The sequence below is a fragment of the Arthrobacter sp. MYb229 genome (assembly GCF_002975405.1).
In the GTDB taxonomy this organism is placed as follows: Bacteria; Actinomycetota; Actinomycetes; order Actinomycetales; family Micrococcaceae; genus Glutamicibacter.
Genome location: NZ_PCPS01000002.1, coordinates 406,513 through 430,379 on the forward strand (window position 1 = coordinate 406,513; position 23,867 = coordinate 430,379).

The following is a 23,867-nucleotide window of genomic DNA, read 5'->3' on the forward strand; positions in this document are numbered from 1 at the left end:
GTTTATGAGTCGGTGACGGAGAACTGCACGCGTTGCCAGCCGCTGGCCCCGTTGGGCACCGGATCAGCCCGCTCGCTGGTTTGCATTTCTCCCTCGGCATCGTAGGCGCGCACCGTGACCGAATGGTTGCCCGGGGATCCACCCTTCCAGACGTAGCGCCATTGGCGCCAGGTATCCAGCGTGGCTTCGTCGGCCAGCTCGGCCTCCTGCCAGGGTTCGTCGTCGATCTTGACCTCGACCTTCGAGATGCCGGTTGTCTGCGCCCACGCGGTGCCTCCCATGACGACCTCTCCGGGCGGGAGCTGAGTGAAGGAGCGCGGCACGTCCACTCGCGAAGACATCTTGATTGGTCCGCGCTCCGACCAGCCGCGGGTGGTCCAGTAGGCTTCCTTGTCGGCAAAACGGGTGACCTCCAGATCCACTACCCACTTGGTCGCCGAGACGTAGCCGTAGAGGCCCGGGACAACCATGCGCACCGGGAAGCCATGCTCCAGCGGCAAGGGCTCATCGTTCATGCCGACGGCCAACAGGGCCATGCGGTCATCGGTGAGCACCTCAATTGGCGTCGAAGCGCTGAAGCCATCGCTGGATGTCGACAGCACCATATCCGCACCGTTTTGCGGAACCGCACGTTCAAGTAGATTGCGCAGCGGGTAGCCGAGCCATTTGGCATTGCCCACAAGATCTCCGCCGACCGGGTTCGAGACGCAGGTCAGCGTGAGGTAGCTTTCCACCAAATCTTGGCCCAAGAGCTCATCGAAGCTCATGGTGAATTCGTTCTCGACCATGCCGTGCACACGCAGCGACCACTCGGCGGGGTCGAGCCGCGGGACCGACAGCGCGGTGTCGATGCGGTAGAAATCCTCGTTGGGAGTGACGAACTTCGGCATTCCTGCAAGCTCTACCTGCGCTCCAGCCGGAACCTTGGCGGCTTTCACCTTGGCCGCAGGCAAACCGAGCGCCAGGCGGGCCGCCTCGGCGGCATTTCGTGTTGCGGAAATCGAGGCTCCGACACCTGCGACAACAAGCGCCCCCAGCAAGGAGAGCGAGGAAGCCAGCAGGAACTTCCGCCGGGAGGGGCCGGGGCTGGTTTCCTCCGCGGCCGCCGGTGAGTAGCTCGTGGTGGCCAGCCCGGTCAGCCATTTCAGCGTTCCAAGCCCCAGCAGCGTACCGACCACCACCGGGACCAGATCCATGGGGTCGGTCGCGGAACGCGTGATGACGGCAGCGCCGATCACCGCAGCCAGGACGAGGATGGCCGCCGCCGCTGCGGCAAAGCTTCGCCGAGCGAGCAGTCCCACCAGCGCCGCGAGTAGCGCGGCAACAATTCCGATGGAGATGAACAGGGCGAGCTTGTCGTTGGTCCCGAAGGTCGCAATGGCAAAATCCTTCAGCCACGGCGGGGTGAAGTCGATGAAGGTCGAGCCTAGCGCTACTCCGGGCGCAGAGGAGGTGGCGAAAAATACCGACACCAATTGGGCGACCGCAAAAAGCACCGCTGCGGATACCAGGCCCGCAAATCCAAAGGCGAAAAGCCCGGACCTTTTCTGTCCTCTTGAATCGTCCATCTCAGACCACCTCAAACGTTGTCATGCCCATGCCCCCAATAGGCAAGGGGACCGCCTACTGGGTATTCGGAACTGTAGCGCATCTGGATTGGCGGATGCGGAAGTTTTTGGAAATTACTTGCCCTGCCGCAATTTCATCTCGCTGTAGGCTTCCAGCGCTTGTTCGCGTGATTCCTTGAGATCGACCAGTGGTTCCGCGGCCAACGGCGCGTACCGGGCCACATAGGATCCGCGCGGATCAAATTTCTTGGCCTGCAGTTCGGGATTGAAGACCCGGAAGTACGGGCTGGCATCGGCTCCGCTGCCGGCGACCCATTGCCAGTTTGCGCTATTGCAGGCCACATCCGCGTCGACGAGCGTATCCCAGAACCACTGCTCGCCGACTTTCCAATGGACCGCCAGATTCTTCACCAGCAGGCTTGCGGTGACCATCCGCACGCGATTGTGCATCCAGCCGGTGTGCCAGAGCTGCGCCATCCCGGCATCCACGAGCCCGAAGCCGGTACGGCCGCGCTGCCAGCAGGCAACTTTTTCTGCCACCTCTTTGCCGTCTGCGGGCCAGGCCCACGCGAAATCGTCGAATTCGGACCGCAGGTTTTCGGTGGGAAGCTGCGGGTGGTGGTAGTAGAGATGCCAGCAGAAGTCCCGCCAGGCCACTTGGCGGCGCATGGCAGCCGCTCCCTGGGCGGCACCGGGGGAGTGGGCGGCATATTTGCTGAGCTCATCCCAGACCTGGTGGGCGCTGAGATGGCCCCAGCGCAGCGCCGGGGAAAGGGCGGAAGTACCATCGAGGTCCGGGCGGTCGTGATGCTCGGCGTAGTCCTGCGCTATCGAGGAGAGGGTCTCGGCCAAGCGTTCCTGGGCCGCTGGCTCCCCTGGGGTCCAGGTCGCAGCAAGCCCCTCCGACCAATCCGGGGTTGTCGGCAGCAGTTTCCAATCATCGAGCGATTCGCTGGGCGGCAGCGGAAAGCCCTGGCGCTGCTGCGGCGCCGGCGCGGGCAACGGCGGGCGTAGTTCCTGCGCGCGCAGCGAATTGTAGAAGGGCGTGAAGACCTTGTAGCCGGTCCCGTTCTGGGTCAGCAGTTCCCATGGTTCATGCAGCAGTGCGGCGGAGTAGCTGTGCGCGGCGATCCCGTCGCCGCGCAACTGGAGCTTGAGTTCCGCGTCCACCGCGCGTTCGGCTTCGCCGTAGCGCCTGTTCCAGTGCACCTCGTCTAGGTTGCCGTCCTGGCTCAGCTCGGCGAGGATCCTGGCCGCGGGGCCGCGGCGCAAGATCAGCGGGATGCCGAGGTCATCCAGTGATTCGCGCAGGCTGAGCAGTGCCTGATGCAGCCACCAGCGCGCGGCGCCGCCGAGTGGACGGATCCCAGGGGACTGCTCATCGAGGATATAGAGGGCAACTGTGTCTCCTGCATCCCGCGCCGCGTGAAGCGCCGGATGGTCCACGGTGCGCAAATCATCGCGGAACAAGACCAGTTGAACTGCCTGCGGCCGGTGGCTCATGGATTCTTCCTCATGAACACAGCCTAGTATATATCTAGCTTGGCTAACTAAATGGTGCAGAAGGAGCTCATCCGCACGGACTTTCTAGCCGGCGAGCACCATCACCGGATCGGTGGTCGGGGCTTGCGACCCACCTGCAGGTTCCACCGTCAAGGCGATGGCCATGCCCTCGGGCATGGCGGGGAATTGCGCGGTCCAATTGCCATGGGGCATCACGTCCGCGGGTACCGGAGACTCGCCGGCGGCTATGGTCCACAACTGGTAATCGTGCTGATCGTCGATTGCCGGCAGATCCTGGCCCAGGACCACCGACCCCGTCGAGGAGGCCAGCAGCATCATCTTGCCCTGCCCGTCTGCCATTTCCGTGCTGACGACCTTCACCTGCTGGCCATCAAGAATGGAAAGCAATTCGTTGCGCTGGGTCTCGGCGGTGGTGGCCCGCTCGTGCTGGTTCACCGCAATGGTAGTCGGCACCGCGATTAGCACCACTGCCGCCGCGGCGGCGGCGAGCCAACCTAGGCGAGGGGCGCGGCGCTGCTTCTGCTCGCGCCGCTCATGCAGGGAAATCGGCGCCGGATCGGCTTGGGCCGGCAACGCGGCGAAGACCTTGTCGCGCAGCTCCGCCGGCGGCTCGACCGAGGCCGCCTGGTCGATCTGCGCGATCGTTTCGCGGTAGCCGCGAAGCCAGTTGGCGGCTTCCTGGTTGGAACTGGCCAGTTCCTCGGCCTGTTGGCGTTCTTCGGGGGAGTCGAGGGCTTCCAGCGCCAACCCGGTCAGCAGCTCATGCTCGTGGGCGCTCAATGAGCCGTCAGTTTCCTTGTAATTCATTTAGGCCACCTCCAAACATGTTTTCAAGCGCTGCAGGGCGCTGCGGATTCTTGATTTCACCGTAGCCAGCGGCATCTCCCGGCTTTCGGCCACCTGGGCGTAGGTCCGCCCGCCGTAGTAGGTGTCCAAAACCGTCTGCTTTTCCTTAACGGTCAAGGTGTCCAAGCAATGGCGCACCCGCTGCGAATCGACCTGTTCCATGAGGAACTCATCGATTTCGGGGACTTCCCGCTCGACGGTGAAGCTGCGGTCCTCGCGCTGGGTTCGCGCTTCCTCGGAACGAATCCGGTCGATCGCCCGGCGGCGGGCGATCGTCGAAGCCCAGGCATAGATGGTGCCGGAACCTGCACGATAGCCTTGGGCGTTGTTCCAAATCTCGAGCATGACCTCTTGGGTCACCTCCGAGGCTTGGGCCGAATTGCGTATCAGCCGCACCGAGATTCCATAGACGATCGGAGACAGCTCTGCGTACAGCGAATCGAACGCCTGATGCTCGCCGTCGGCGACCCGCTGGCAAACATCGGTCCAATACTCGGCGGAACGGTCGCCAACCGGAGGCCTTGTGCCAGCCGCGCTCCGTGGTGATTCCATGGAGTCGAGCCTAGCACCGGGACTCGCATACAGGCGTACCAAATTACCTCTGTTCGTAGTTCATGCCCCGGACGGCCATCCCGAGTTCTGCCCATTAAACGTCTAGTGGCCGGTGTTTGAAGAGTGAACCACCAAACACCGACCAGCTAAACGCCTGGAGAATTGCTGCTACCGGCCGAGGTTACTTCTTTGCCGGTGGCATCAGCACTTCGTCGACCAAGTAGACGGTCGCATTGGCGGTCTGCACGCCACCACAGATGACCGAAGCACCATTGACTTCGAGCTCGTCGCCGCTGCCGGTGACCTCGAGATCCTGGCCTGCAACGGTGGTGTAGGAGCCCGAAAGATCCGAAGGAACAATCTGGCCGGGGACCACATGGTAGGTCAAGATGCCGCTGAGCGTATCTGCGTCCTCAACTACCGCGTTGAGGTCCTTTTCCGGGATTGCTGCGAAAGCGTCGTCAACCGGGGCGAAGACCGTGAACTCGTCACCATTGAGGGTGTCCACGAGATCTACATCAGGGTTCAACTCTCCCGACACGGCGGCGGTCAGGGTCTTCAGCAGCGGGTTGTTCGAGGCTGCCACCGCTACCGGGTCCTTGGCCATGCCTGCGACCGATCCGTCGCCGCTTGGAACTGCCTCGGCGTAGGCGGCGCAACCGGAACCAACGAGATTCGCTGCGGGATCCATTTCCGCGTCACCCATGGCAGATTCGCTGGCCATGGCCGAGCTGCTTGGTGCGGCCATGGAGCTGGAGGCCGAAGGCTCGGCGGTTTCTGATCCGGTCGAGCAGGCGGTGAGCCCCATCGCGGCCACTGCCATCAATCCGAGAGCGCCGGCGAAATTGCGATTCATGCGTTTCATGTCTATCTCCTTGCCTTACGACGACTACTCTCGCCGTACTTCCCCGACCCTGTCGGTGCGGGCTGTCATGAAGCATTCGGAGCCGGATGGGGAAAGGATTGAAAATTCTCGAAAAATATTAAAACTCGGGATTTCGGCCTGGATTAGCGCTCGCCATGAGTGCGCGAAAGCGGCTGGCACCACCCTTGGTCTTGGACCTAGTGCTTTGTCCGGGATGAGAGCTGCCGCTGGGTCATGGCTCTGCTGGCTTGCGTGGACCGTTCGCTGGCATCAATAGGCAGTTCAGCCCGTTGGCATCTAGTCCCGTGGGTGGAGCCACTAATGCCGAGATCTCCCTTTGCCGGGCGAGGCGAAGCCGACTATCTGGCTTGTACCGTAGATATGGTGGCGACACCTAGCAAAGTACGCATGAACGAAGGAAAAGAATGAAAATTTCCCAGAACACGAAGACGAAACGAATCTCGAAAATTCTCGGGGCATGTTCATTGCTTGTTGTCTTGGGTCTATCGGCCACCGCCTGCGGCATGGTTGAGTCCTTCGGCAGACAGACCGCGGATGCCTGGAGCGTCACCTACGAAGTGTCGGTGACCGGGGGAACCGTCAATGGCATTGATGACGTGAAGTACCTGGAGGCACCGACTCGAGGCGAAGTTTCCAGTGAGACCGCGGTTGGCGAGGTGGCGACAACAAATGATCCGGCAAAAAAGCGGAGCGCCACATGGCAGGAAACGGTCATGGTGACGGCCGAAGAAGAAGCCGGAGTCTCAGCCGCCCCACGTGCCGGAGCCACAGCCACCTGCCGAGTCCTGCTCGATGGCGTCAAGGAAATCGCGGCGGTCACCGGGGAGCCCGGAAAGCCGGTGGAATGTGCGGTTAGCACGCCGGCCTTCGCCAAAAAATAGCAGGACCGCACCAGCCATTGGCCGATCCGCCGAAGATGGCCGCCGCCCGAAGATCCCAGCCGCAGGGCGCGCAAGTCGTGCAGTTCTAGAATAGGAAGAGACCAAGGTCAACTACTTCCAAAACGTTGCACTGGCGCCATATTGCACACGAAACCTGAAAGTAGGACCCGGACGATGAAGGAACCCTCGGGAGCCGGTGAAACGGACCAAAGCGCCGGCCCCGCAACGCGTGGTTCGGACCGGTCCGGGCAAGGCCGCGGACGGTTGGCTGCGCCTTCGGCTCTTGGGCTCATCACCCATGGGCTGCGCCTGGGGCATGCGCACACTCTGCGGTATCTCGCCGTCATCATCACCCTGCAGTTGGTCAACGCACTGGCCGTGATCCCCGGGGTCAAGGCGCTGTTTTCCCTGGCGTTGGAATCCTGCGGGCTGACGAACCTCACCGATCGCAATTTGCCGGTGATGCTTGCGGACCCGAGCGCCGTCTTATTGCTCCTTTTGATCGCCGTCCTGGTGCTGCTTGCGATGGGCCTGCAGTTCTCTGCCCTCATCGTCATGGTCAATCGACAGCAAGCCGGCCTGCCGCCAACCATGCGCGGCATAGCCAGCGAGACCTGCAGCGCCTTGGGCCGCTTTGCCCGGTACCCCTCGCCGCTGCTCATGGCCTACCTATTCGTGGTGCTTCCGCTCGGTGGGCTCGGCCTGTCTTCCGTGCTCATCCAAGGCATCGATATCCCGCCGTTCATCACCCGGGAGTACCTGAAGACACCACTGAGCGGCAGCTTGTACGCCGCCATCATCGGCGCAGTGATCTACCTCAATCTGCGCCTGATGCTGACGCTGCCAATGTTCGTGGTGGGCCGGCGACGGCCCTATCGTGCGATCGTCGAGAGCCTGCGTGCCACCCGGCGGACTTTCTGGCGCTCCGCGGCGCTGCTGGGTGTTCCGGTGCTGGCTTCCGCCCTGTTGATGTCATTTATCGTCGAGTTCCTGGTGTGGGGCTCGGCCGCCGCTGGCGGATTCCTGGAGCCCGAAGGGGCGGCCTGGGCCGCTTCGCTCGGCATCGGTGTTGGCCAGGGCCTGGGATTCCTGGTCATTGGCGCGACGACCGTGGTGATCATCCAGGTGCTCGTGGCAGCTACCCGGTCCCGGCTCGGGCTGCCAGATAATTTGGCCAGCTTGCGGGAACCGGCGCCCGCCATTGGGTCAAGGCTGCTCCGTGCGATGGGAGCCGCGGCTGCCTGCGCACTGGTGCTGGCCGGAAGCGTGAATGCGGCCCCGGTTATGGCCGGCACCTTTTCGCGTGCCGCCGACACCGCCATTCTGGCGCACCGTGGATTCTCCGGCGGCGGAGTGGAAAACACCATCGGCGGGTTGGAAGCCGCCGCAAAGCTGCAGCCGGACTACGTCGAGGCCGATTTCCAGGAGACCAAAGACGGCCACTTCGTGGCCAGCCACGATACCAATCTGCTGGTTGTCGCCGGACGCAACGAGAACATCTATGACATGAGCGTTGCCGAGGTCACCGCCGTGACCCAATCCGTGGGAGGGTTCACCGGCAAGATTCCCACCATGACCGAGTACCTGAACCGGGCAGCGGAACTGCAGATCCCGCTGCTGGTTGAACTCAAGGTGACCGGGCATGAGTCCGCCGGCTACCTGGATCGTTTCCTCGCCGAGGTGGATGCAACGGGGAGTGCCGAGGCGAATATCTATCACTCGCTGGATCCAGAAGCCGTGCGCGAGATCAAGCAGCGCCGCCCGGAGCTGCAGGTGGGGCTGACGATTGCCATGAGCATCGGAGCCATACCCGACGTCGCAGCCGACTTCATCGTCGTGGAACAGGCCTCCTTCAATCCAGCGGTGCTGCGCGCGGCTCAAGCCGAAGGCAAACCGGTCTTTGTCTGGACGGTTAATGACGAGGCGACCATTCGCGAACTATTGAGCCTCGGAGTGGACGGCATCGTGACCGACAGCGTAGATATTGCCTTGCACGACAGGGAACTGGTCTCCAGCAGCCCGCGCTCCGCCTACCGGGTGGGGGTAGCCCTGGCCCACCTGGATCTGTTCCGGTAGCCAGGACCCCCACCGGGCCAACCCGGGTGGGCCTGCCCGGCGAGCGGCGTATCAGACGCGGATCGCGTCGACGATGCGCACCCGAGCGGCCACCAGGGCGGGCAAAACGCCGGTCAACGCGCCGACGGCAATGGACACGCCCATGCCCAGCAGCGCGGCCTGCACCGGGAACCCGGGCATCTCATCCAGCCCGGTGGCCATCACGGCATTGATCAGCTTCGGGTTCGAGACCAGGGCCACGGAGATCAGCACCCCGAGCCCGCCGGCCACGGCGGTGGCCACGACGCTTTCCATCATCACCGAGAAGAACACCCGCCCGGTGGTGGCGCCGAAGCTGCGCCGGATCCCGACCTCGCGGATCCGCTGCTTCATCGTCACCATGGCCACGTTGAGCAGGCTCAGCGAACCCAGCAGCAAAATGATGCCGGCGATCGAGCTGACCACCAGGGCGACCTGCTTCAGGGACTCGTCGTTGCCCCAGGCCAAATAGTCCTGGCGCTGGGAATCGACGACGTAGCCGGGAAGTTCCGCCTGCATCTGCCGGGCGAAATGACTGGCCAGTTCCTCGGAGCCCTCGATGGGCACCCACATGGCATAGCTGACATCGCTGAGCGGGGCGGCGGCCGCGAACCAGTGCTCGTAGGTCTCGGGCAGCATCCACATCTGCCCCATCGATCCGTAGCCCCGAGTGGAGGTGGCGCCGATGACGGTGACCGAAACGTCGCCGCCGAGGCCGCGCAGCTCGATGGTCGCCGGCAGCGTGCCATCTTCCATGCCCAGCGCGCTGAGCGTGGTCTTGTCCACGACCACCGCGGGGGAGAGGTTCTGCGCGTCGGCGTCCTCCAGCCAGCGTCCGTGCTGGGCGAAGATCCGGTGCATCGGGCCATAGTCCGGGTCGACCACCTGCATCTCGGTACCCACCGACAGGCCCTGGCGGACCGCCTGCGTCCCGAAGGTGCGGCCGATCAGCGAGGTGTACTCGATCTTGAAGCGCTCGCTGGTTTTCTCGAAGGCCGCGGTGATCTCCGCGGAGCTCTGCGGCGGTCCTTGGCTGGCGGGGTCCATGGCGTAGGTGCTGATCATCGCCGGACGCCCGTTGCGCTCGAGCTGTTCGGTCATCAGCTGCTGGGCCATTTGCGCTCCGGCCACCGCGGTGGTCAGCGAGGCCACCGCGATGGTCACCCCGATCAGCGAGAGCAGCACCCGCAGCCGATGGATGCGCAGCTCCTGCCAGGCCTCGAGCAGGGCGGCGATGAATCCGGTGAAGATGCGGGCCAGGGTGTTCATCGCGCGGCCTCCTGGCTCAGCGGATGCAGCCGTCCGCCGTCGAGGCTCAAGCGCTCGCGGGCCAGCGCCGCAACATTGGAATCGTGGGTGATGGTGATCAGCGCGGCGCCGGATTCGACGGTGGCCGCATCCAATAGCTCCATCACCGCGCGGCCGGTGGCCACGTCCAGCGCGCCGGTGGGCTCATCGGCGAGCACCACGCGCGGGCGGCGGACCAGGGCGCGGGCGATGGCCACGCGCTGCTGCTCGCCGCCGGACAGGGTCTGCGGCATGGAATCGAGCCGGGCGCCAAGCCCCACCCGGTCCAGCGACTCGGCGGCCAGCCTGCGGCGTTGCCAGAAGTCGCGGCCGCTGGAGTACATCAGCGGCGCCATCACATTCTCCAGCGCGGTGCGTCCGGGCAGCAGGTTGAACTGCTGGAAGACAAAACCCAGGTCCCGGCCGCGGGCCGCGGCGGCCTGCCGGGCGCTGAGCTTCGTGGCGTCCTTTCCCCGCCAGGCCAGGGTGCCCGAGGTCGGCCGGTCCAGCAGTCCGAGGATGTTCAGCAGCGTGGACTTCCCGGTGCCCGAGCGCCCGACGATGGCGATATGGTCGCCCTCGGCGACGGTCAGGTCGATGCCGGACAAAATGCGCAGTTCGCTGTCATCGGGCAGCCGGACGCTGCGGGTGACGTTCTCAAGCTTCAGCAGCTGAGCAGAACTCATCAGGGGTACATCTCCATTCCCGGGCCTTCAGCCGGCTCGGGAGCGGAGCCCGGAACGTAGCGCAGCACCTCGGCTCCGGCCTTCAGCCCGGAAGCCACCTCGACGACCTTGCCGTCGGTGACCCCGAGTTCCACCTCGGTGCGGATCTCCTTGCCGTTCTCGTCGAGCAGCCACACGGCGCCGCTGCCGACCAGTCCACGGACCGCGGTGACCGGCACGGTCAGCACCTCTTCGGCGGACCCGGCATCGATGGACATGGCCATGGACAGCCCATCGAAGACGACGGTGTCTGCCGGAACGTCGCAGGAAATTTCGCTGCCCGAGGCTCCGGAGCTCTGCCCCTCGGTGGACATCGAGCCCATTCCCGGGTCCATCTCCTGCTCCGCGGAATCGGCGTCCACCGTGGCCGAGGCGGTATCGCCCACGCTCAGATTTTTGCAGGTGAAGGGCTCGGGCCCGCCCTCGATGGTGATCGTGGCCTCGAGCGTTCCGTCCATGAGCCGGTAGCGGTCCAGCGGGCTGATCGTCCCGACTGCCTTGAAGTTCTGCGGTTGCACCTTGGCCAAGTCGGCGCCCTTGGTGACCTCGTCGTCGAGTTCGATGGCGAATTTGCCGACCTTGCCGGTGGCCGGAGCGTACACATCGTGGTAGGCCAGCATCGGTTCGGCGGCCGGCGCCGGCTCCTCTCCGGCAGAGGATTCTGGATCGGACTCGGTGGTCTCGGCGGGCTCTGGTTGGGTTTCGGCGCGGATCTGGAAGATCCGGTCGCCCTTGCTCACGTGGTCACCGGGTTTCACGAAGGCCCAGTTCACTACGCCGTCGAGCGGGGCGTTCAGCGGCTGCGCCGCATCGAGCTTGATGCTCCCGGAAATCGACAGGGTGTTCTCCACGGTGCCCGTTTCCACCATGATTGTTTCGGCCGGCACCTCGCCGGTGGGATATAGCTGGTCCTCGGCGGCCGAGCTGCTGCCGGTGAAGGCGAGCTTGACCAGGCTGACGGCGACGAGGGCGCCGATCAGCAGCCAGGCGGAAGGAAGGATGAAGCGGCGGAATACGCGGCGTTGGCTCATGCAGTAACTCTTTTCACCATTCAATGAATAGCAAAGCGTCCAGCAAATACCAAGCTTATTTGCGGAATAAACCCATCTTTAACCGAAAATGTTGGATTTTTACTCTACAGGTCAGCTACGACCTGCTTCTGGAGTAAAAGTACTGCGTCGCGGTTCACGGGTGCCGTTGGCGGTGGCGCGGCGCGCTGCGGGCTTCGCATCGCTTAAGCTGGCGACATGCATCATGAGCTCGTCGAGAATCTCACCTCCGTGTGGTGGATCGCCCTGGCCGCGGCGGTGGCCCCACTGCTGGCCATTGCGACCCGGCGCTATGCGCCCGATGTCGTGTGGCTTCTGGCCTTCGGCACCTTGATCGGGCCGAACCTGCTTGGCCTGGCCGAGCAAACCGAAGCGGTGGGATTCCTGCGCGAGCTGGGCATGGGATTCCTGTTCCTGCTGGCCGGATTCGAGGTCAACACCGCGGACATGCGCGCCGCGCAGGGCAAGCGGGCGGCTGCCACCTGGATGATTTGCGCGGCCCTTGGCATCGGCGCATCATTTTTCATCGTGCAGGGGGACTGGCCCGCCGCGATCGCCTTCGGCATCGCCTCGACCTCCACGGCGCTGGGCACCTTGCTGCCGATTCTGAAGGATTCGGGCACCATGGACACGGCGCTGGGCAGGGCCGTGATGGTGCATGGCGCCTATGGCGAATTGCTGCCGATCGTGGCCATGTCGTTGCTGCTGTCCACCCGGGGAACCTGGGTGGCGGCCGGGCTGCTCGTGCTCTTCGCGCTCATCGCCGTAATGGCCATCGCCATCCCGGCGCGCTTCTTCCGGCGCGTGCCCTTGCTGGCCCGCGCCTTCTCCAAGGCGTCGAATTCCACCATGCAGACGATGATGCGGCTGACGGTGCTGCTCCTGGTCTCGCTGATGCTGGTGACCGCGGTCTTCGAGCTGGATGTGGCCCTCGGCGCGTTCGCCGCCGGGATCCTGGCCAACGCGGTGCTCAAGGCGGTGAAGGCAGAGCATGCCGCAGAGGTGATGCACAAGGTGGAAATCGTGGGATTCAGCTTCCTGATCCCGGTGTTCTTCGTGACCAGCGGCATGAATATCAACCTTGCGCAGGTCGCCGCGCAATGGCCGATGCTGCTGGGATTTGTCGCGCTGATCATCCTCGTCCGCGGCCTGCCGGTGTTCCTGCGCGAACGGTTCGCGCCGCGCAGCTCGGGACGCGGCGGCACGCGCGAGTCGCTGGCCTTGGGTTTCTATGCCGCCACCGGGCTGCCCATTATCGTCGCGGTCACGCAGCTTGCGGCCTCCAGCGGGATTCTCTCCGAGGTGACCGTGTCCGTGATGGTCACCGGTGGTGCGCTGACGGTGCTGATCTTCCCTGCGGCCGCGAAGCTGCTGGCCCGCTGATTGATCTGCCCGGGAGCTTCGCGGCGCCGGAGAATTGCGCACCGCGTGCCTGCCCGATTCGGCGTAAGGTGGTTGCACCAGCGCGAAGTAATGCGTTTCGAGCTTTGAGCATTATGATGCTTGACTTGTGTCTTCAGCCTGTCCAATAATTCGTTCAAGATTTGAGGAGCACCCGTGCGCCCCAGCCTCCCCCGCCGGTCGGCATCTGCCCGTTCACCCAAGCTCATAGTCGCCGCAAGCCTGGCTGCGACACTATTGCTGGCCGGATGCGGGTCGGACTACCCGTTGGGCGAAGCGCAGCGGAATGCCGCGGAGGGCAATACCTCGAATCTTGAAGGCACGCTGACCGGAGGCGGATCCACGGCGCAGAACTCCGCCATGAATGCCTGGACCACCGAATTCGCCACGCTGCACCCCAAGGTCCAGGTGCAGTACGCCTCGGTGGGCTCCGGCGCCGGGCGCGCCGGGCTGTTGGCCGGCGGCACCGAATTCGCCGGATCCGATGCGTACCTCAAGGAAGAAGAGATCCAGCGCTCGATCGAAACCTGCGGCCCGCAGGGCGCGATCAACATCCCCGCCTACATCTCCCCGATCACCATCGCCTTCAACCTGCCCGGGATCAGCGAGCTGAATATGGACGCAGAGACCATCGCCAGGATCTTCTCCGGCGAGATCCGCTCCTGGCAGGATCCCGCCATCACCGCGCTGAATCCGGGGGTGGAACTGCCCGATGTTCCGCTCACCGGGGTGGCCCGTGCCGATGACTCGGGAACCACCGAGAACTTCACGGAGTACCTGCACAGCGTTGCCCCCGAAGCCTGGGCCCATGAGCCCGATGGCGGCTGGCCGGATGCGACCGGCCTGGAAAAGGCCCAGGGCAACGCCGGCGTGGTGACCACGGTGACCCGTGCGGTGGGCGCGGTGACCTATGCCGATGACTCCCTGGTCGATGAGAACCTGGGCAAGGTGAAGCTGAAGGTCGGCGGCGAATTCGTGGCCGTCAGCGGCGAGGCCGCGGCCCTGGCCGTAGCCGAATCCGAACGCGCCGAAGGCCGCAAGGAGCACGACATCGCGCTGGAGCTGGACCGGAAAACCACCGCCGAGGGCGCCTACCCGCTGGTGCTGGTCTCCTATCTGCTGTTCTGCAGCAGCTATGCTGATGCGCAGACCGTGGAACTGGCCAAGACCTTCGGCCAATACGTGGTCAGCGACGAGGGCCAGAAGGTGTCCGCCGACTCGGCCAAGAGTGCCCCGATGCCCGAGCAGCTGGCCGAAGAAGCCCGCACCGCCATCGACTCGATCACCGCCGGCTCCTAGCCGCGGCGGCCTCGCTTACCCCGGGGCCGGCAGCGCGCGGGAATCGGCAACGCCGGGCCGGTGATCCTGCGGTGCCGTGCCGCCGGCACACGAGCGGACTGGAGCCGTTCCACCCCGAAGCACGCTGCCTTCCCGGGCACCAGCGTGCTGTTGCAGCCCTTGTAGGACTATAAATACAAGCCTAATATCGGGGCTAGGGAGTCGTTCCAAGTCCGGCGCCGAGCGCCCGGATATGTGCAGGAAAATGCTCCCAGACACTCGCTATATCGAGGAGGAGCAATGACTGCAGCAGCTTCCGCATCGGGGCGTATGACGCCGGAGCAGAAAAGGGTCGCCGGTGCGACAATGGTGGGAACCACCGTGGAGTGGTACGACTACTTCATCTATGCCAATGCCGCGGCGCTGGTGTTGGCTCCGCAGTTCTTCACGCCGGCCGAAGGGTCGCTCGGTTCGATCATCGCCTTCGCCACCGTCGGCATCAGCTTCCTCTTCCGCCCCTTGGGGGCCGTGGTCATGGGCCGGGTTGGCGACCGCTATGGCCGCCGCGCGGTGCTGATCACCACGCTGATCATGATGGGCGTGGGCACCACGCTCGTTGGCCTGCTGCCAACCTACGCAACCATTGGCGTCTGGGCCCCGATTCTCTTGATCTTCCTGCGCATCGTCCAGGGCTTCTCCGCCGGCGGCGAGTGGGGCGGGGCCGCGCTCATGGCAGTGGAGCACGCCCCGGACAATGCCCGCGGAAAGTTCGGCGCCTTCCCGCAGCTTGGCGTTCCGGCGGGCATGCTGCTGGCCTCGGCGGTCAGCGCGATTATCGCCGCGGTGCTCTCCGCGGAGCAGTTCATGGCCTGGGGCTGGCGCATTCCCTTCCTGCTCAGCTTCGTGCTGATCCTCATCGGCCACTACATCCGCGTGAAAGTCCAGGAGTCCCCGGTCTTCCACGAGCTGGAGAAGACCAAGCAGACCGAGACCGCCCCGCTGTCCACGCTGTTTCGCAAGCACCCGAAGAAGGTCATCCAGGCGACCCTGGTGTTCATGGGCAACAACACCGCAGGCTACATGCTCACCGGCGGTTTCATTCTCGGCTATGCGACAAACAAGCTGGAACTGAACGCCGGAGACATCCTCAATATCATCACCATCGGTTCGGTGGCCTGGCTGATTTCCACCTGGTTCGGCGGCGTGCTTTCGGACAAAATCGGGCGCAAGAAGATGTTCATCATCGGCTGGGTGCTGTTGCTTGCCTGGCTCTTCCCGCTGTTCTTGCTCATCGAAACCGCGAACCTGGCTTGGGTCACCGTGTCCCTGGTGGTCTTCGGCGCCTTCATGGGCTTCTCCTACGGGCCGCTGCCGGCGCTCTACGCCGAGCTCTTCCCGGCGCGCATTCGACTTAGCGGCGCCTCGATCAGCTATGCGCTGGGTTCGGTGGTCGGCGGCGCGTTCGCGCCGACCATTGCCGCCGCGCTGGTGGGCAAGTTCGATACCACCGTGGCGGTATCCACGTACCTGTTCATTTGGGTGGCCACCTCGCTGCTCGCGACCCTGACGCTGAAGGACCGCACCGGAGCGGACCTGTATCCCCAGGATGGGGACACCGAGAACGTTGATCTTGGAAAGCGGAATGAGACCGGCCCGGAAAACCTCTGAGCTGAAAGCGGTCCCTATTCTCGGGTGAAAGTATCCGCGGCCGCGCCGTCGGTGGCCGGATCTTCCAGATCCGCTCCGCCGATGGCTTGCTCTTGCCACTGGGTCGCGCGCCAATTTCCGGGGGAGCCCTCGAGGATGATGGCCCCGGTGTTGGATACCGAATGCTCCGCGGAGAACGCGGCGTCCAGGTTCTCGCACCGGGCTGCGGCCCAGACGCGGATGATGGCCCCATGGGTGAAGAGCGCCGCGGTCTGCACACCGGAGGCTGCCGCCTCGGCCACGGCTTCATCGAAGCGTGCCAATTCGGCTGCCCCATCCGGACCGCCGCCGGGCATCGGGGTTTCCAGCTGTCCGTCGGCCCATCCGAGGGCGACGGACAGGTAGGTCTGGACGGACTGCGGGTCGTTGGCCATCTCCAGCGCGCCGGCGGAGATCTCACGCAATCCGCTGCGCACGGCGACCTCCAGTCCCAGGGCGTCGGCCAGCGGAGCCGCAGTTTGCTGGGTGCGCACCAGGTTCGAGGCGTAAATGGCCTCGATGCCGGTTTCGCCAAGCAGGGCCACCAGGGCTTCGGCCTGCTGCTGCCCGAGCTCGGTCAGCGGCGCTCCCGGTTCCGCCGTGTCGAGGTGGTGCCCGACGTTCGAAGGTGTTTGTCCGTGGCGAATGAGGAAAAGGCGCATGGGATCATTGTGCCCATTGCGGCGATGCCTTGGGTAGTGCGCCACGCGTTGAAGGCTCTTGGGCGTCATAGCGGCGGTGCTCATTTATGGCGGCGGCTGGTGGGTATCCTAGGCGTGCTGGATCGAGTTCAGCGGCGAGTTCTTGGGCAGCAGAACCATGACCATCGCCAAGCCCAGCGTCCCGAAGAACGCGCTCACCCACCAGGTGGAATTCCATCCGCCGGTGAGGACCACCAGCCAGGCGACGAGCATCGGCCCGGTGAAGTTTCCGATATTGAATATCTGTTGCATGAGGCCCATGGCGGCCGGGGCCGAGCCGCCCTCCGGTGCCAGATCAACCGCCAAGCGCGTCATCGTGGCCGGAACGGCGGCACCGCAGAGCGAGAACAGCCCCACGCAGAGCACCTGAACGAGCACCAGCGATGCCGGGTAGTCGATCGCGAAGGTCAATAGGGCCATCACGGCCATGACCGCAAAGGAGGCCAGCAGCATTTTCTTGCCGGCGATTCCGCGGTGCAGCAGCAGCCCGGTGATAATCGCTCCGAGCGCGTTCAGCCCGCCGACTACCGCCGAGAATAACCCGCCGAGGATTGGCGACAGTCCGTCTTCACGGAAAATGGTGGGCAAGAATCCGACGATTGCCATCCACTGCACGGTGTAGCAGCCGAAGATGATGCCGCTGATCCAGATGCGGCCGGAAGCTGCGGTCACCACGATTTTCCTCAAGGCTTCCTTGGCGCTGGTGCCTCCGCCCGGGGCAGAGGCGGAGACGAACTTGAGAATCAGCAGGATCGGGAGCACGGTCAGCACCGCAAGAATGAACCACCAGCTCTGCCAGGAGATGAAGCGCAGGGCAACCGCTGTGCCTAAGACGCCGAAGAAGGTGGCGATACCCATGAAGGTGGCCCACCAGCCCACCGCCAGATTCATGCGGTGCAGCGGCGCATGGGCGCGCACCAGGCCAGGGCCCATCACGCTGCACATGATCACCCCGGCCCCCTCGACGATTCGCGTGCCCAGCAGCATCCCGGCGTTGGGGGAGAAGGAGCCCATTGCCGAGCCGAGAATGAGCAGGAGCAGGCCGAGGATCATGATTTTTCGCTGGGAATAGATTTCGGCGAGTAGCGACATGGCCAAGCCGCCGAGCATGCCGGCGACCTGGACCACCCCCAGCAGCACGCCGGAGAGGATCAACGAGATATGCAGCTCCTCTTGCAGCACCGGAAGCGCCGAAGGGAGCTTCCAGATATGCAAGGCCGCCATAATGCCCGCAAAGACCGTTGTTATCCAGGCCGCATCCGTGCGCTGATGCGCGATAGCCGGGGTGGGTCCTGTCGCCATGCCACGTCCTTCCACGCTGGATCACGCGCAAAAAGTTCCGTGATCCGAGACATACGCATGGATTCTTTCATGCTCTGCCGCATCAGGCGCCTTTGTAACGCTTGATGTTGCACCGTGCATGGCCAGGCGGGGCCGGATTGCGCCATCACGCGCCTGCCTGGCGGCCGTCGGGAGTGTGCGGCGGCCTGTGGTGAGCCAAATGAATTCGGCATTGACCGGCAACCTGGGATATTGACAATCATCGATGTATTGCCGAAGATTAGATATCGATAGTCATCGATGTCTAGCGACGTACGTGTTGATGGTTAAGCGAGATGGACCATGCTCTTCCAGAGCCGACGAGTTTGCTGTGGGTGTTTTTTATGCCGCCGGTGTCAAAAACGCCTTGGATAAATCACCGTTCTTCACAAAGTTGCTGCGTAGCGATGAGTTGCCAGCTGAGAAAAGGAATAGGGCAGTTCACATGACTTGGACACCGAACGACACCGATCCCACCAAGGACACCCACGTATTGGGCCGGATGTCCGAGCATTTAGCCGAACGCTACGCGGGCACGTTCACTCCCGAGATGATAGAACGCTATGTCTTCGAGTCGTATGCCACCTTGGGGCGTACCGCACGTGTGCGGACCTACCTGGCGGCCATTGCCACCCGCTTCGCCGATGACAGACTGCGCGCGCTCGCTCAATCCATGGGCAGCATTGCCAAGGACAATCCACAGGTATTATTCGTTTGCGTGCAAAATGCCGGGCGTTCGCAGATGGCCGCTGCATTGCTCGCGGAAGTATCCGGCGGGCGGGTGGAGGTCCGCTCCGCGGGCTCGTTGCCCGCCGGAGAGATTCAGCCATTGGCGGTGGAGCTGCTCAAGGAACACAATATTAGCTTGGAAGATGCGTTCCCCAAGCCGCTCACCGATGACGTGGTGCGAGCCGCCGACTATGTCATCACCATGGGTTGCGGTGACACCTGTCCCATCTATCCAGGCAAGCAATACCTGGACTGGGACGTCGCCGATCCGCAGGATATGACGCTTGACGAGGCGAGAGAGATCTACGCCGACATTGAGCATCGCGTGACCCAGCTCTGGGAACGCATCCAATCCTCCTAAGCAGCCGGACCGTCGCGGCCGCATCGCGCTATGCTCCCGAAATGCCTGCCGGTGCAGGTTCCGCGGTCTTGGCCATGGCTCGGACCGGCTTTTGCGGCGCGCGCCGCATCCCGGCCACGGCCACCGCGCATACGGAGGTCAGTACCAAGGCAATCGCCGGGGTGAGCGTGGTCCACGGGGCACGCTCCACGTAGCCGATTCCTTCGGCGAGCAGCAGGCCCCACTCCGGCATGGGCGGCTGCGCGCCGAGACCCAGGAAGCCGAGCGCGGCAAGCGCTAGGGCAACGCCCGGAAGGCGCAGCATGCCGTGGCGCAGCAGCGCCGGAAGCGTTGCGGGAAGAATATGCCGGGTGAAGATCTCGAAGCGTGACATCCCGGCCAGCGGAAGCCAGCGGATGTGGCCCATGGCCCGCGCCTCGTCGATCAGCGAGGCGGCATGCGCGGTCAGCGGCGGCCAGGTAACCCACAGCACCGCAAGCGCGGCTCCGCCGACGGAGGGGCCCATCAGCGCCGCAATGATCACCCCGGCAAGAATCGGCGGCGTGGCATTGGCGATTTCTGCCGGGCCGCGGGAGATGTCGCCGAGCACCGCCAGCAGCAGGCCGATGATGATGGCGCACAAGACGATCAACACCGCGGGGGTGATCGTCCCGAGCGTTCCATGGGCGACGCGTGCGAGCAGATCGCGTCCGCTGGAATCCGCACCGAAGGGCAAGAAGAGACTCGGCGCGGCCAGTCGTTGATGCTCAATCGCATAGGGGTCCCGGGGCAGGCCGAAGGCGAGGATCGCCAGCAGCGCGGAGCAGGTAATTATTGCGGTGAAGCGTGCGATCCGCCCATCGCCGCGCGCCTCGGGCGCCGGAGGCAGTGAGCCCGGTGGAAGCGGTCCGCCGCGCAACCAGCGCCTGGCCAACGCGGTGAGGGTGCCGATGAGCACCGCGGCCCCCGCCATGAGCAGCACCCCGGCCTGCAGGGCCGGGATGTCCTGGGCATTGGCCGAACCGAGCAGATAGCGGCCGAGCCCGGGAATCGCGAATACCTGTTCCACGGCTACCGCGCCGCCGAGCAGGCCGATGAACACCAGACCCAGCTGATCGATGGTTGTCGCGGCCGCCCGGCGCAGCACCCCGGACAGGATGACCGGGGCGCCGGCTCCGGCCAGACGCCAGACGTTCACCCAGGGTTCCTCGCCGGCCCCGGAGATCGCATCCGCGAGCAAGCGTCCGAGCAGGCCTCCCGCGGGGATGCCAAGGGCAAGGGCCGGGAGGATGGCGGTCTCGAGGCCGGTCCAGCCGTAGGGCGGCAGCCAGCGCAGCTGCACCGAGACGATGACCAGCAGGATGCTTGCCAGCAGGAATTCGGGCAGTGCGGTCAGCGCGACGCCGACCGGCCCTGAACCGCGGTGCTCCAGGCCGCGCAGCGCACGCACCGCGGCCGGGGCGATCAGGCAGCTGGTGACGAGCAGCGCAACGATGATGGCGAAGGCGGTGAGCGTGGCGGAGACGGATACCGCCTGCCACACGCCCGGACCGATTTCGGCCCCGCTGACCCAGGAATTGCCCAGATCCCCGCGCAGCACCGCGGACCACCAGCGCAGGCTGGAGGCCAGCGGGCCGCCATCGAGCCCCAGCTGCTCACGGATTGCCGCCAGGGCTTCGGGCGTGGGCTCCAGTTCTGCGTAGCGCGCCCGCAGCACCGCGGCGGCCGGGTCGGTACGCGAGAGCCAAGGCAGGGCGCCGGCAATCAACAGCAGCACCACGCCGCTGAGCAGGCGTGAGACCAGGGAAAGCAGCTTGTTTTGCCGCCCGCCGGGACGTCTGTTTTTCATCGGGCAGTTGCCTTACTCGGCGCCGAGCCGGGTGGTGGCGGTGATCAGCTGGCGCTCGCGCGGATCCCGTGAGGCATCCTGAAGGTCAGGAACTTCGCCCTGGATGACACGTTCGTGCAGCAGCGGAATTGCGGCATCGGTGCCCAGAATCCTGGCTTCGGCCAGCATGATCTGGTGCTGGCGTTCTTTGCCGGCTTCGGTTTCCGCGGCGGTCTCGATCCCCTGGTCAACTTCCGTAGAGCAGAGCTGGGAAATGGCGAAGCCGCCCTCGCAGCTGAAGTCCGAGGCGAAGTAGGCCACCGGATCCCCGGAGTCCAGCACGGTGGCGCGGGAGAGGATGAAGGCGTCAAATTTGCCGTCGAGGGCATCGGCTTCGATGTACTGGTATTCGCGCACATCTTGGCTCACCTCGAACCCGGCGGCTTCCAGCTGCTGTTCCAGCAGCACGGCGACCTCGGGAAGCTCCGCCCGATCGGTGAAGGTGCCAAGATTGATCTTCACACCCTTCACCTTGGCCGGTTCCGCCCGGCCGGACAGCAGCTGCTGGTAGTCGGCGTCTTGGCGGTAGCCGGCCGCGTAGGGCAGGGCCGGGCCCAAGAGGCCGTCGGCGAGATCGGCCCGGTTCTCATAGACAGATCCGACGATGGCGGCGCGGTCGATGGCCTCGCGTGCCGCGGCGCGCACGGCCGGATCCTTAAATGGTCCTTGCTCGGTATTCAGGTAGAGCGTATTGGTGCGCGGCATCGGCACCTCGGTGAGCAGTTCCTGATCCACCGAAGCGGCCTGCCCCGCCGGGATTGCCTCCACCACATCGGCTTCCCCGGTGCGCAGCGCCGCGGCGCGGGCGGTTCCGTCCGGGACGAACTTCACGTCGATGCCCGAAGCCTTGGCCGCCTCGCCCCAGTAGTCATCGAAGCGGTCCAGGGTGGCTCCGGAGACGCCGTCTACGGCCACGAGCTGGAACGGTCCGGTTCCCGTGCCCAGCGGGTTCACCCCGGATTCCGTGTAGGCGGCCGCGTCAAAGATGGCCAGCTGCGGGCTGGAGAGCCGCTGGGGCAGCAGCGGGTCCGGGTCGGCGGTGGTGATGCGAATGCCTTGCTCTCCGTGGGCTTCCACGCTCAGCTGCGTGCCGTTCAGGATGCGCGGTACCGGGGTGGAGTTGATCGCGCGGCGCAGCGAGTTCACCACCGATTCTGCGGTCAACGGCTGCCCGTTGTGGAAGCTGACGCCTTCACGAATGCTGAAGTTCCAGATCAGCTCTCCTTCACGGGTCCACTCGGTGGCCAGTCCAGCTACCGCGTCACCGGCATCATCCAGGTTGACCAGGGTTTCCGCGGCGGACCAGCGGGAGAGCTTAAAGGCGTCGTCGCTGAGCGGGCTGAGCCCGGAACGCGGCGGCTGCATATGCGCCACGGAGATGCGGTCCGCGGCGGCTTCTCCGGGGCTGGCGGTGGAAAAGCACCCGGTGAGCGTGAGTGCACCAACCAGGGGGAAGAGAATCAGTGCGAGGGATCTGGCACGTGGTCGAATCATAGGTTGTCTATTCCTTGGCTAATTGAGGCGACTTTGGGTGGGTGCACAGATGCGCACCGTGCGCGAACACCGCGCGGCAAGCTGGGGGTCATGGGTTACGAGAAGCAGCGCCACACCCGAAAGGGCTATGGTCGCGAGCAGATCGGCGGATACCGCACACGCAGTCTGCGGATCCAGGGCGCTGGTCGGTTCGTCGGCCACGAGCACCGCCGGGCGCACGGCCAAGGCCCGGGCAAGGGCCGCACGTTGTGCCTGGCCGCCGGAAAGCTGGCTCGGACGCCGCCCGAGCAGCGCCGGGTCAAAATGCGCGAGCTCGGTGGCTTGCGCTATCAGATGCTCGGCGGATTCACCTGGCAAGAGCCGCGCGATGGCATGTGCCATTGACTGGCGAATCGTCCAGCGCGGCACCAGGGCGGCCGCCGGATCTTGCGGAACTCCCTGCACCAGCCGGCGCCGCTCCGTGCAGACTAGCTTGTGCGGTGCGGCCCACTCGTGGCCCTGGACATTGATCCGGCCGGAGGATGGTGCGCGCAACCCGAGGACCATCTCGGCGAGCGTGGTTTTTCCGGATCCAGAGGCGCCCACTACGGCGATTGATTCACCGGCCGAAATCTCAAAAGTTGTCGGAGCGAGCACCTGCCGCTCCTTGGCGCCGCGCCCGTAGGTTGCGCTGACCTGCGCTACTTCCAGTACGGCCCGGCTCATGGCCGTGCTCGTTCCATGGTGGGCCCGGCGAGTTGGCAGATCTTCCCGGATTCCAGCGCGAGTCGACGAGTCGCCAGCGCATTGGCTACCGCAGGATCGTGCGTCACCACCACGAGCGTCTGCCGAGTGGTGATGACACGGTCAAGCAGGGCCAGGGTCTGGTCCCGCGATTCGTGGTCCAGGGCGCTGGTTGGTTCGTCGGCGAGAATCAGCGGAGCATCGCTGAGCACTGCCAGCGCGACCGCAGCGCGTTGCGCCTGCCCGCCAGATAGTTCCGCGGGCCTGCGCTGGCTCAGTGCCGGGTCGGTCAGCCCCACGGCGTTCAGTGCCTCGTGGACCTGGCCGGCGTTTTTTCCGGTGACCTTGCGCAGCTGCCGCCCCAGCGGGAGAAGCGGGTGCAGAGCATCGAGCCCGCGCTGCGGAATGAATCCGATGCGGGTGAAATTCGCCGTGCGGGTGCCGGTGAAAGCCAAGCCCGCGGCCCACCGTCCGGTGAGCGTGGCCAGCAGCAGGGACTTGCCGCTGCCCGAGGGGCCAGTGATGACAATGCGCTCGCCGGGGAACAGCGCAAGCTCATCGATTTCGAGCAGGGACTGCTGAGTTCGCGCAGCGACCACGCGGGCGTTTTTGAGGCGGATCAGTGGGTCGGATGGCGCAGCGAGCAGGGTGATGGGCTGTTGCCCAATCGCGTGGCCATCCGTGGCGTGCTGAGCGAGGGTGCTCTTAACTGTCATAATGAGAATGATTATCACTTAGATTAGACTATTGGCGCAAATCCTGCGTGGGCCCGCCGGGCAGCATTGCCTGCGGAGCAACTGCTTGGGGGCCGGCCGGCGACGCGCTCAGTGAATCCAGGAGAGGGCCGGGACCGTTCGGCAAGGCGTAGTTTCTGCAGGTATTCGTGGAATTTAGC

At 64.7% G+C, this 23,867-nt stretch carries 20 protein-coding genes; 6 read left to right on the top strand and 14 right to left on the bottom strand.

The features are described from left to right. Positions 1-2: 2 nt before the first annotated feature. The 5 genes from CQ019_RS08325 to CQ019_RS08345 form a co-directional block, all read right to left on the bottom strand. Positions 3-1,568 carry a molybdopterin-dependent oxidoreductase gene (locus CQ019_RS08325; RefSeq protein ID WP_105569423.1) on the bottom strand — a complete coding sequence of 522 codons (1,566 nt, stop codon included), beginning with the start codon at positions 1,566-1,568 and terminating at the stop codon, positions 3-5. A 114-nt stretch (positions 1,569-1,682) separates the two neighbouring features. After that, a complete protein-coding gene (locus CQ019_RS08330) occupies positions 1,683-3,071 on the bottom strand; it encodes a deoxyribodipyrimidine photo-lyase (RefSeq protein WP_105569424.1) in 1,389 nt (462 codons plus the stop codon). An 84-nt stretch (positions 3,072-3,155) separates the two neighbouring features. Further along, on the bottom strand, positions 3,156-3,899 hold the full coding sequence (locus tag CQ019_RS08335) for an anti-sigma factor (protein ID WP_096254370.1): 744 nt from the start codon (positions 3,897-3,899) through the stop codon (positions 3,156-3,158). Further along, positions 3,900-4,490: a sigma-70 family RNA polymerase sigma factor gene (locus CQ019_RS08340; protein ID WP_096288381.1), complete on the bottom strand. Its 591-nt coding sequence runs from the start codon at positions 4,488-4,490 to the stop codon at positions 3,900-3,902. Positions 4,491-4,671: 181 nt separating this feature from the next. After that, positions 4,672-5,355 (bottom strand): fasciclin domain-containing protein, encoded by a 684-nt coding sequence (locus tag CQ019_RS08345; RefSeq protein WP_096288383.1) that lies wholly within the window; start codon positions 5,353-5,355, stop codon positions 4,672-4,674. 425 nt (positions 5,356-5,780) lie between these two features. On the opposite strand from CQ019_RS08345, the gene CQ019_RS08350 reads away from it, so the two are divergent. Continuing rightward, positions 5,781-6,257 (top strand): hypothetical protein, encoded by a 477-nt coding sequence (locus tag CQ019_RS08350; protein ID WP_096288385.1) that lies wholly within the window; start codon positions 5,781-5,783, stop codon positions 6,255-6,257. Positions 6,258-6,431: 174 nt separating this feature from the next. Continuing rightward, the gene (locus CQ019_RS08355) at positions 6,432-8,333 is read left to right on the top strand and encodes a glycerophosphoryl diester phosphodiesterase membrane domain-containing protein (protein ID WP_105552581.1); all 1,902 of its coding nucleotides are present in this window, start codon (positions 6,432-6,434) and stop codon (positions 8,331-8,333) included. Between the two features lie 51 nt (positions 8,334-8,384). Here the strand turns inward: CQ019_RS08355 and CQ019_RS08360 are convergent, their stop codons facing one another. The 3 genes from CQ019_RS08360 to CQ019_RS08370 are packed head-to-tail and all read right to left on the bottom strand — an operon-like array spanning position 8,385 to position 11,394. Further along, positions 8,385-9,620 carry an ABC transporter permease gene (locus CQ019_RS08360; protein ID WP_105569425.1) on the bottom strand — a complete coding sequence of 412 codons (1,236 nt, stop codon included), beginning with the start codon at positions 9,618-9,620 and terminating at the stop codon, positions 8,385-8,387. Then, positions 9,617-10,324 (bottom strand): ABC transporter ATP-binding protein, encoded by a 708-nt coding sequence (locus CQ019_RS08365; RefSeq protein WP_105569426.1) that lies wholly within the window; start codon positions 10,322-10,324, stop codon positions 9,617-9,619. Before CQ019_RS08365 ends, CQ019_RS08360 begins: the two co-directional genes overlap by 4 nt. Beyond that, positions 10,324-11,394, bottom strand: a complete 1,071-nt coding sequence (locus CQ019_RS08370; RefSeq protein ID WP_105569427.1) for an efflux RND transporter periplasmic adaptor subunit — start codon at positions 11,392-11,394, stop codon at positions 10,324-10,326. The genes CQ019_RS08365 and CQ019_RS08370 overlap by 1 nt, the downstream gene beginning before the upstream one ends. A 216-nt stretch (positions 11,395-11,610) precedes the next feature. On the opposite strand from CQ019_RS08370, the gene CQ019_RS08375 reads away from it, so the two are divergent. The 3 genes from CQ019_RS08375 (at position 11,611) to CQ019_RS08385 (ending at position 15,759) form a co-directional block, all read left to right on the top strand. Then, positions 11,611-12,795 carry a cation:proton antiporter gene (locus tag CQ019_RS08375; protein ID WP_105569428.1) on the top strand — a complete coding sequence of 395 codons (1,185 nt, stop codon included), beginning with the start codon at positions 11,611-11,613 and terminating at the stop codon, positions 12,793-12,795. A 174-nt stretch (positions 12,796-12,969) separates the two neighbouring features. Beyond that, a complete protein-coding gene (gene pstS, locus CQ019_RS08380; protein ID WP_096288397.1) occupies positions 12,970-14,112 on the top strand; it encodes a phosphate ABC transporter substrate-binding protein PstS in 1,143 nt (380 codons plus the stop codon). 279 nt (positions 14,113-14,391) lie between these two features. Continuing rightward, the gene (locus tag CQ019_RS08385; protein WP_096288399.1) at positions 14,392-15,759 is read left to right on the top strand and encodes an MFS transporter; all 1,368 of its coding nucleotides are present in this window, start codon (positions 14,392-14,394) and stop codon (positions 15,757-15,759) included. A 14-nt stretch (positions 15,760-15,773) separates the two neighbouring features. On the opposite strand, the gene CQ019_RS08390 is transcribed toward CQ019_RS08385, so the two are convergent. Further along, positions 15,774-16,439, bottom strand: a complete 666-nt coding sequence (locus CQ019_RS08390) for a histidine phosphatase family protein (protein WP_105569429.1) — start codon at positions 16,437-16,439, stop codon at positions 15,774-15,776. A gap of 108 nt (positions 16,440-16,547) precedes the next feature. Then, a complete protein-coding gene (locus tag CQ019_RS08395) occupies positions 16,548-17,780 on the bottom strand; it encodes a CynX/NimT family MFS transporter (RefSeq protein WP_105569430.1) in 1,233 nt (410 codons plus the stop codon). A 463-nt stretch (positions 17,781-18,243) separates the two neighbouring features. Between CQ019_RS08395 and CQ019_RS08400 the strand changes: the two genes are divergently transcribed. Further along, positions 18,244-18,888, top strand: coding sequence for a low molecular weight phosphatase family protein (locus tag CQ019_RS08400; protein ID WP_105552587.1), 645 nt, complete (start codon positions 18,244-18,246; stop codon positions 18,886-18,888). 28 nt (positions 18,889-18,916) lie between these two features. On the opposite strand, the gene CQ019_RS08405 is transcribed toward CQ019_RS08400, so the two are convergent. The 4 genes from CQ019_RS08405 to CQ019_RS08420 are packed head-to-tail and all read right to left on the bottom strand — an operon-like array spanning position 18,917 to position 23,688. Continuing rightward, positions 18,917-20,716: an ABC transporter permease subunit gene (locus tag CQ019_RS08405; RefSeq protein ID WP_105552588.1), complete on the bottom strand. Its 1,800-nt coding sequence runs from the start codon at positions 20,714-20,716 to the stop codon at positions 18,917-18,919. A 12-nt stretch (positions 20,717-20,728) separates the two neighbouring features. Further along, positions 20,729-22,249 (bottom strand): ABC transporter substrate-binding protein, encoded by a 1,521-nt coding sequence (locus tag CQ019_RS08410; protein WP_105552589.1) that lies wholly within the window; start codon positions 22,247-22,249, stop codon positions 20,729-20,731. An 18-nt stretch (positions 22,250-22,267) separates the two neighbouring features. Next, positions 22,268-22,954, bottom strand: coding sequence for an ATP-binding cassette domain-containing protein (locus CQ019_RS08415; protein ID WP_105552590.1), 687 nt, complete (start codon positions 22,952-22,954; stop codon positions 22,268-22,270). After that, positions 22,951-23,688, bottom strand: a complete 738-nt coding sequence (locus tag CQ019_RS08420) for an ATP-binding cassette domain-containing protein (RefSeq protein WP_105552591.1) — start codon at positions 23,686-23,688, stop codon at positions 22,951-22,953. Before CQ019_RS08420 ends, CQ019_RS08415 begins: the two co-directional genes overlap by 4 nt. Positions 23,689-23,867 lie beyond the last annotated feature (179 nt).

Excerpts from the sequence above, each read along its gene's own strand:
- CQ019_RS08370 (WP_105569427.1), bottom strand. The coding sequence starts at position 11,394 with ATGAGCCAACGCCGCGTATTCCGCCGCTTCATCCTTCCTTCCGCCTGG.
- CQ019_RS08325 (WP_105569423.1), bottom strand. The coding sequence starts at position 1,568 with ATGGACGATTCAAGAGGACAGAAAAGGTCCGGGCTTTTCGCCTTTGGA.
- CQ019_RS08410 (WP_105552589.1), bottom strand. The coding sequence starts at position 22,249 with ATGATTCGACCACGTGCCAGATCCCTCGCACTGATTCTCTTCCCCCTG.
- CQ019_RS08335 (WP_096254370.1), bottom strand. The coding sequence starts at position 3,899 with ATGAATTACAAGGAAACTGACGGCTCATTGAGCGCCCACGAGCATGAG.
- CQ019_RS08350 (WP_096288385.1), top strand. The coding sequence starts at position 5,781 with ATGAAAATTTCCCAGAACACGAAGACGAAACGAATCTCGAAAATTCTC.
- CQ019_RS08375 (WP_105569428.1), top strand. The coding sequence starts at position 11,611 with ATGCATCATGAGCTCGTCGAGAATCTCACCTCCGTGTGGTGGATCGCC.
- CQ019_RS08340 (WP_096288381.1), bottom strand. The coding sequence starts at position 4,490 with ATGGAATCACCACGGAGCGCGGCTGGCACAAGGCCTCCGGTTGGCGAC.
- CQ019_RS08400 (WP_105552587.1), top strand. The coding sequence starts at position 18,244 with ATGACTTGGACACCGAACGACACCGATCCCACCAAGGACACCCACGTA.
- CQ019_RS08355 (WP_105552581.1), top strand. The coding sequence starts at position 6,432 with ATGAAGGAACCCTCGGGAGCCGGTGAAACGGACCAAAGCGCCGGCCCC.
- CQ019_RS08330 (WP_105569424.1), bottom strand. The coding sequence starts at position 3,071 with ATGAGCCACCGGCCGCAGGCAGTTCAACTGGTCTTGTTCCGCGATGAT.
- CQ019_RS08385 (WP_096288399.1), top strand. The coding sequence starts at position 14,392 with ATGACTGCAGCAGCTTCCGCATCGGGGCGTATGACGCCGGAGCAGAAA.
- CQ019_RS08415 (WP_105552590.1), bottom strand. The coding sequence starts at position 22,954 with ATGAGCCGGGCCGTACTGGAAGTAGCGCAGGTCAGCGCAACCTACGGG.
- CQ019_RS08345 (WP_096288383.1), bottom strand. The coding sequence starts at position 5,355 with ATGAAACGCATGAATCGCAATTTCGCCGGCGCTCTCGGATTGATGGCA.
- CQ019_RS08360 (WP_105569425.1), bottom strand. The coding sequence starts at position 9,620 with ATGAACACCCTGGCCCGCATCTTCACCGGATTCATCGCCGCCCTGCTC.
- CQ019_RS08395 (WP_105569430.1), bottom strand. The coding sequence starts at position 17,780 with ATGGCGACAGGACCCACCCCGGCTATCGCGCATCAGCGCACGGATGCG.
- CQ019_RS08405 (WP_105552588.1), bottom strand. The coding sequence starts at position 20,716 with ATGAAAAACAGACGTCCCGGCGGGCGGCAAAACAAGCTGCTTTCCCTG.
- CQ019_RS08365 (WP_105569426.1), bottom strand. The coding sequence starts at position 10,324 with ATGAGTTCTGCTCAGCTGCTGAAGCTTGAGAACGTCACCCGCAGCGTC.
- CQ019_RS08420 (WP_105552591.1), bottom strand. The coding sequence starts at position 23,688 with ATGACAGTTAAGAGCACCCTCGCTCAGCACGCCACGGATGGCCACGCG.
- CQ019_RS08390 (WP_105569429.1), bottom strand. The coding sequence starts at position 16,439 with ATGCGCCTTTTCCTCATTCGCCACGGACAAACACCTTCGAACGTCGGG.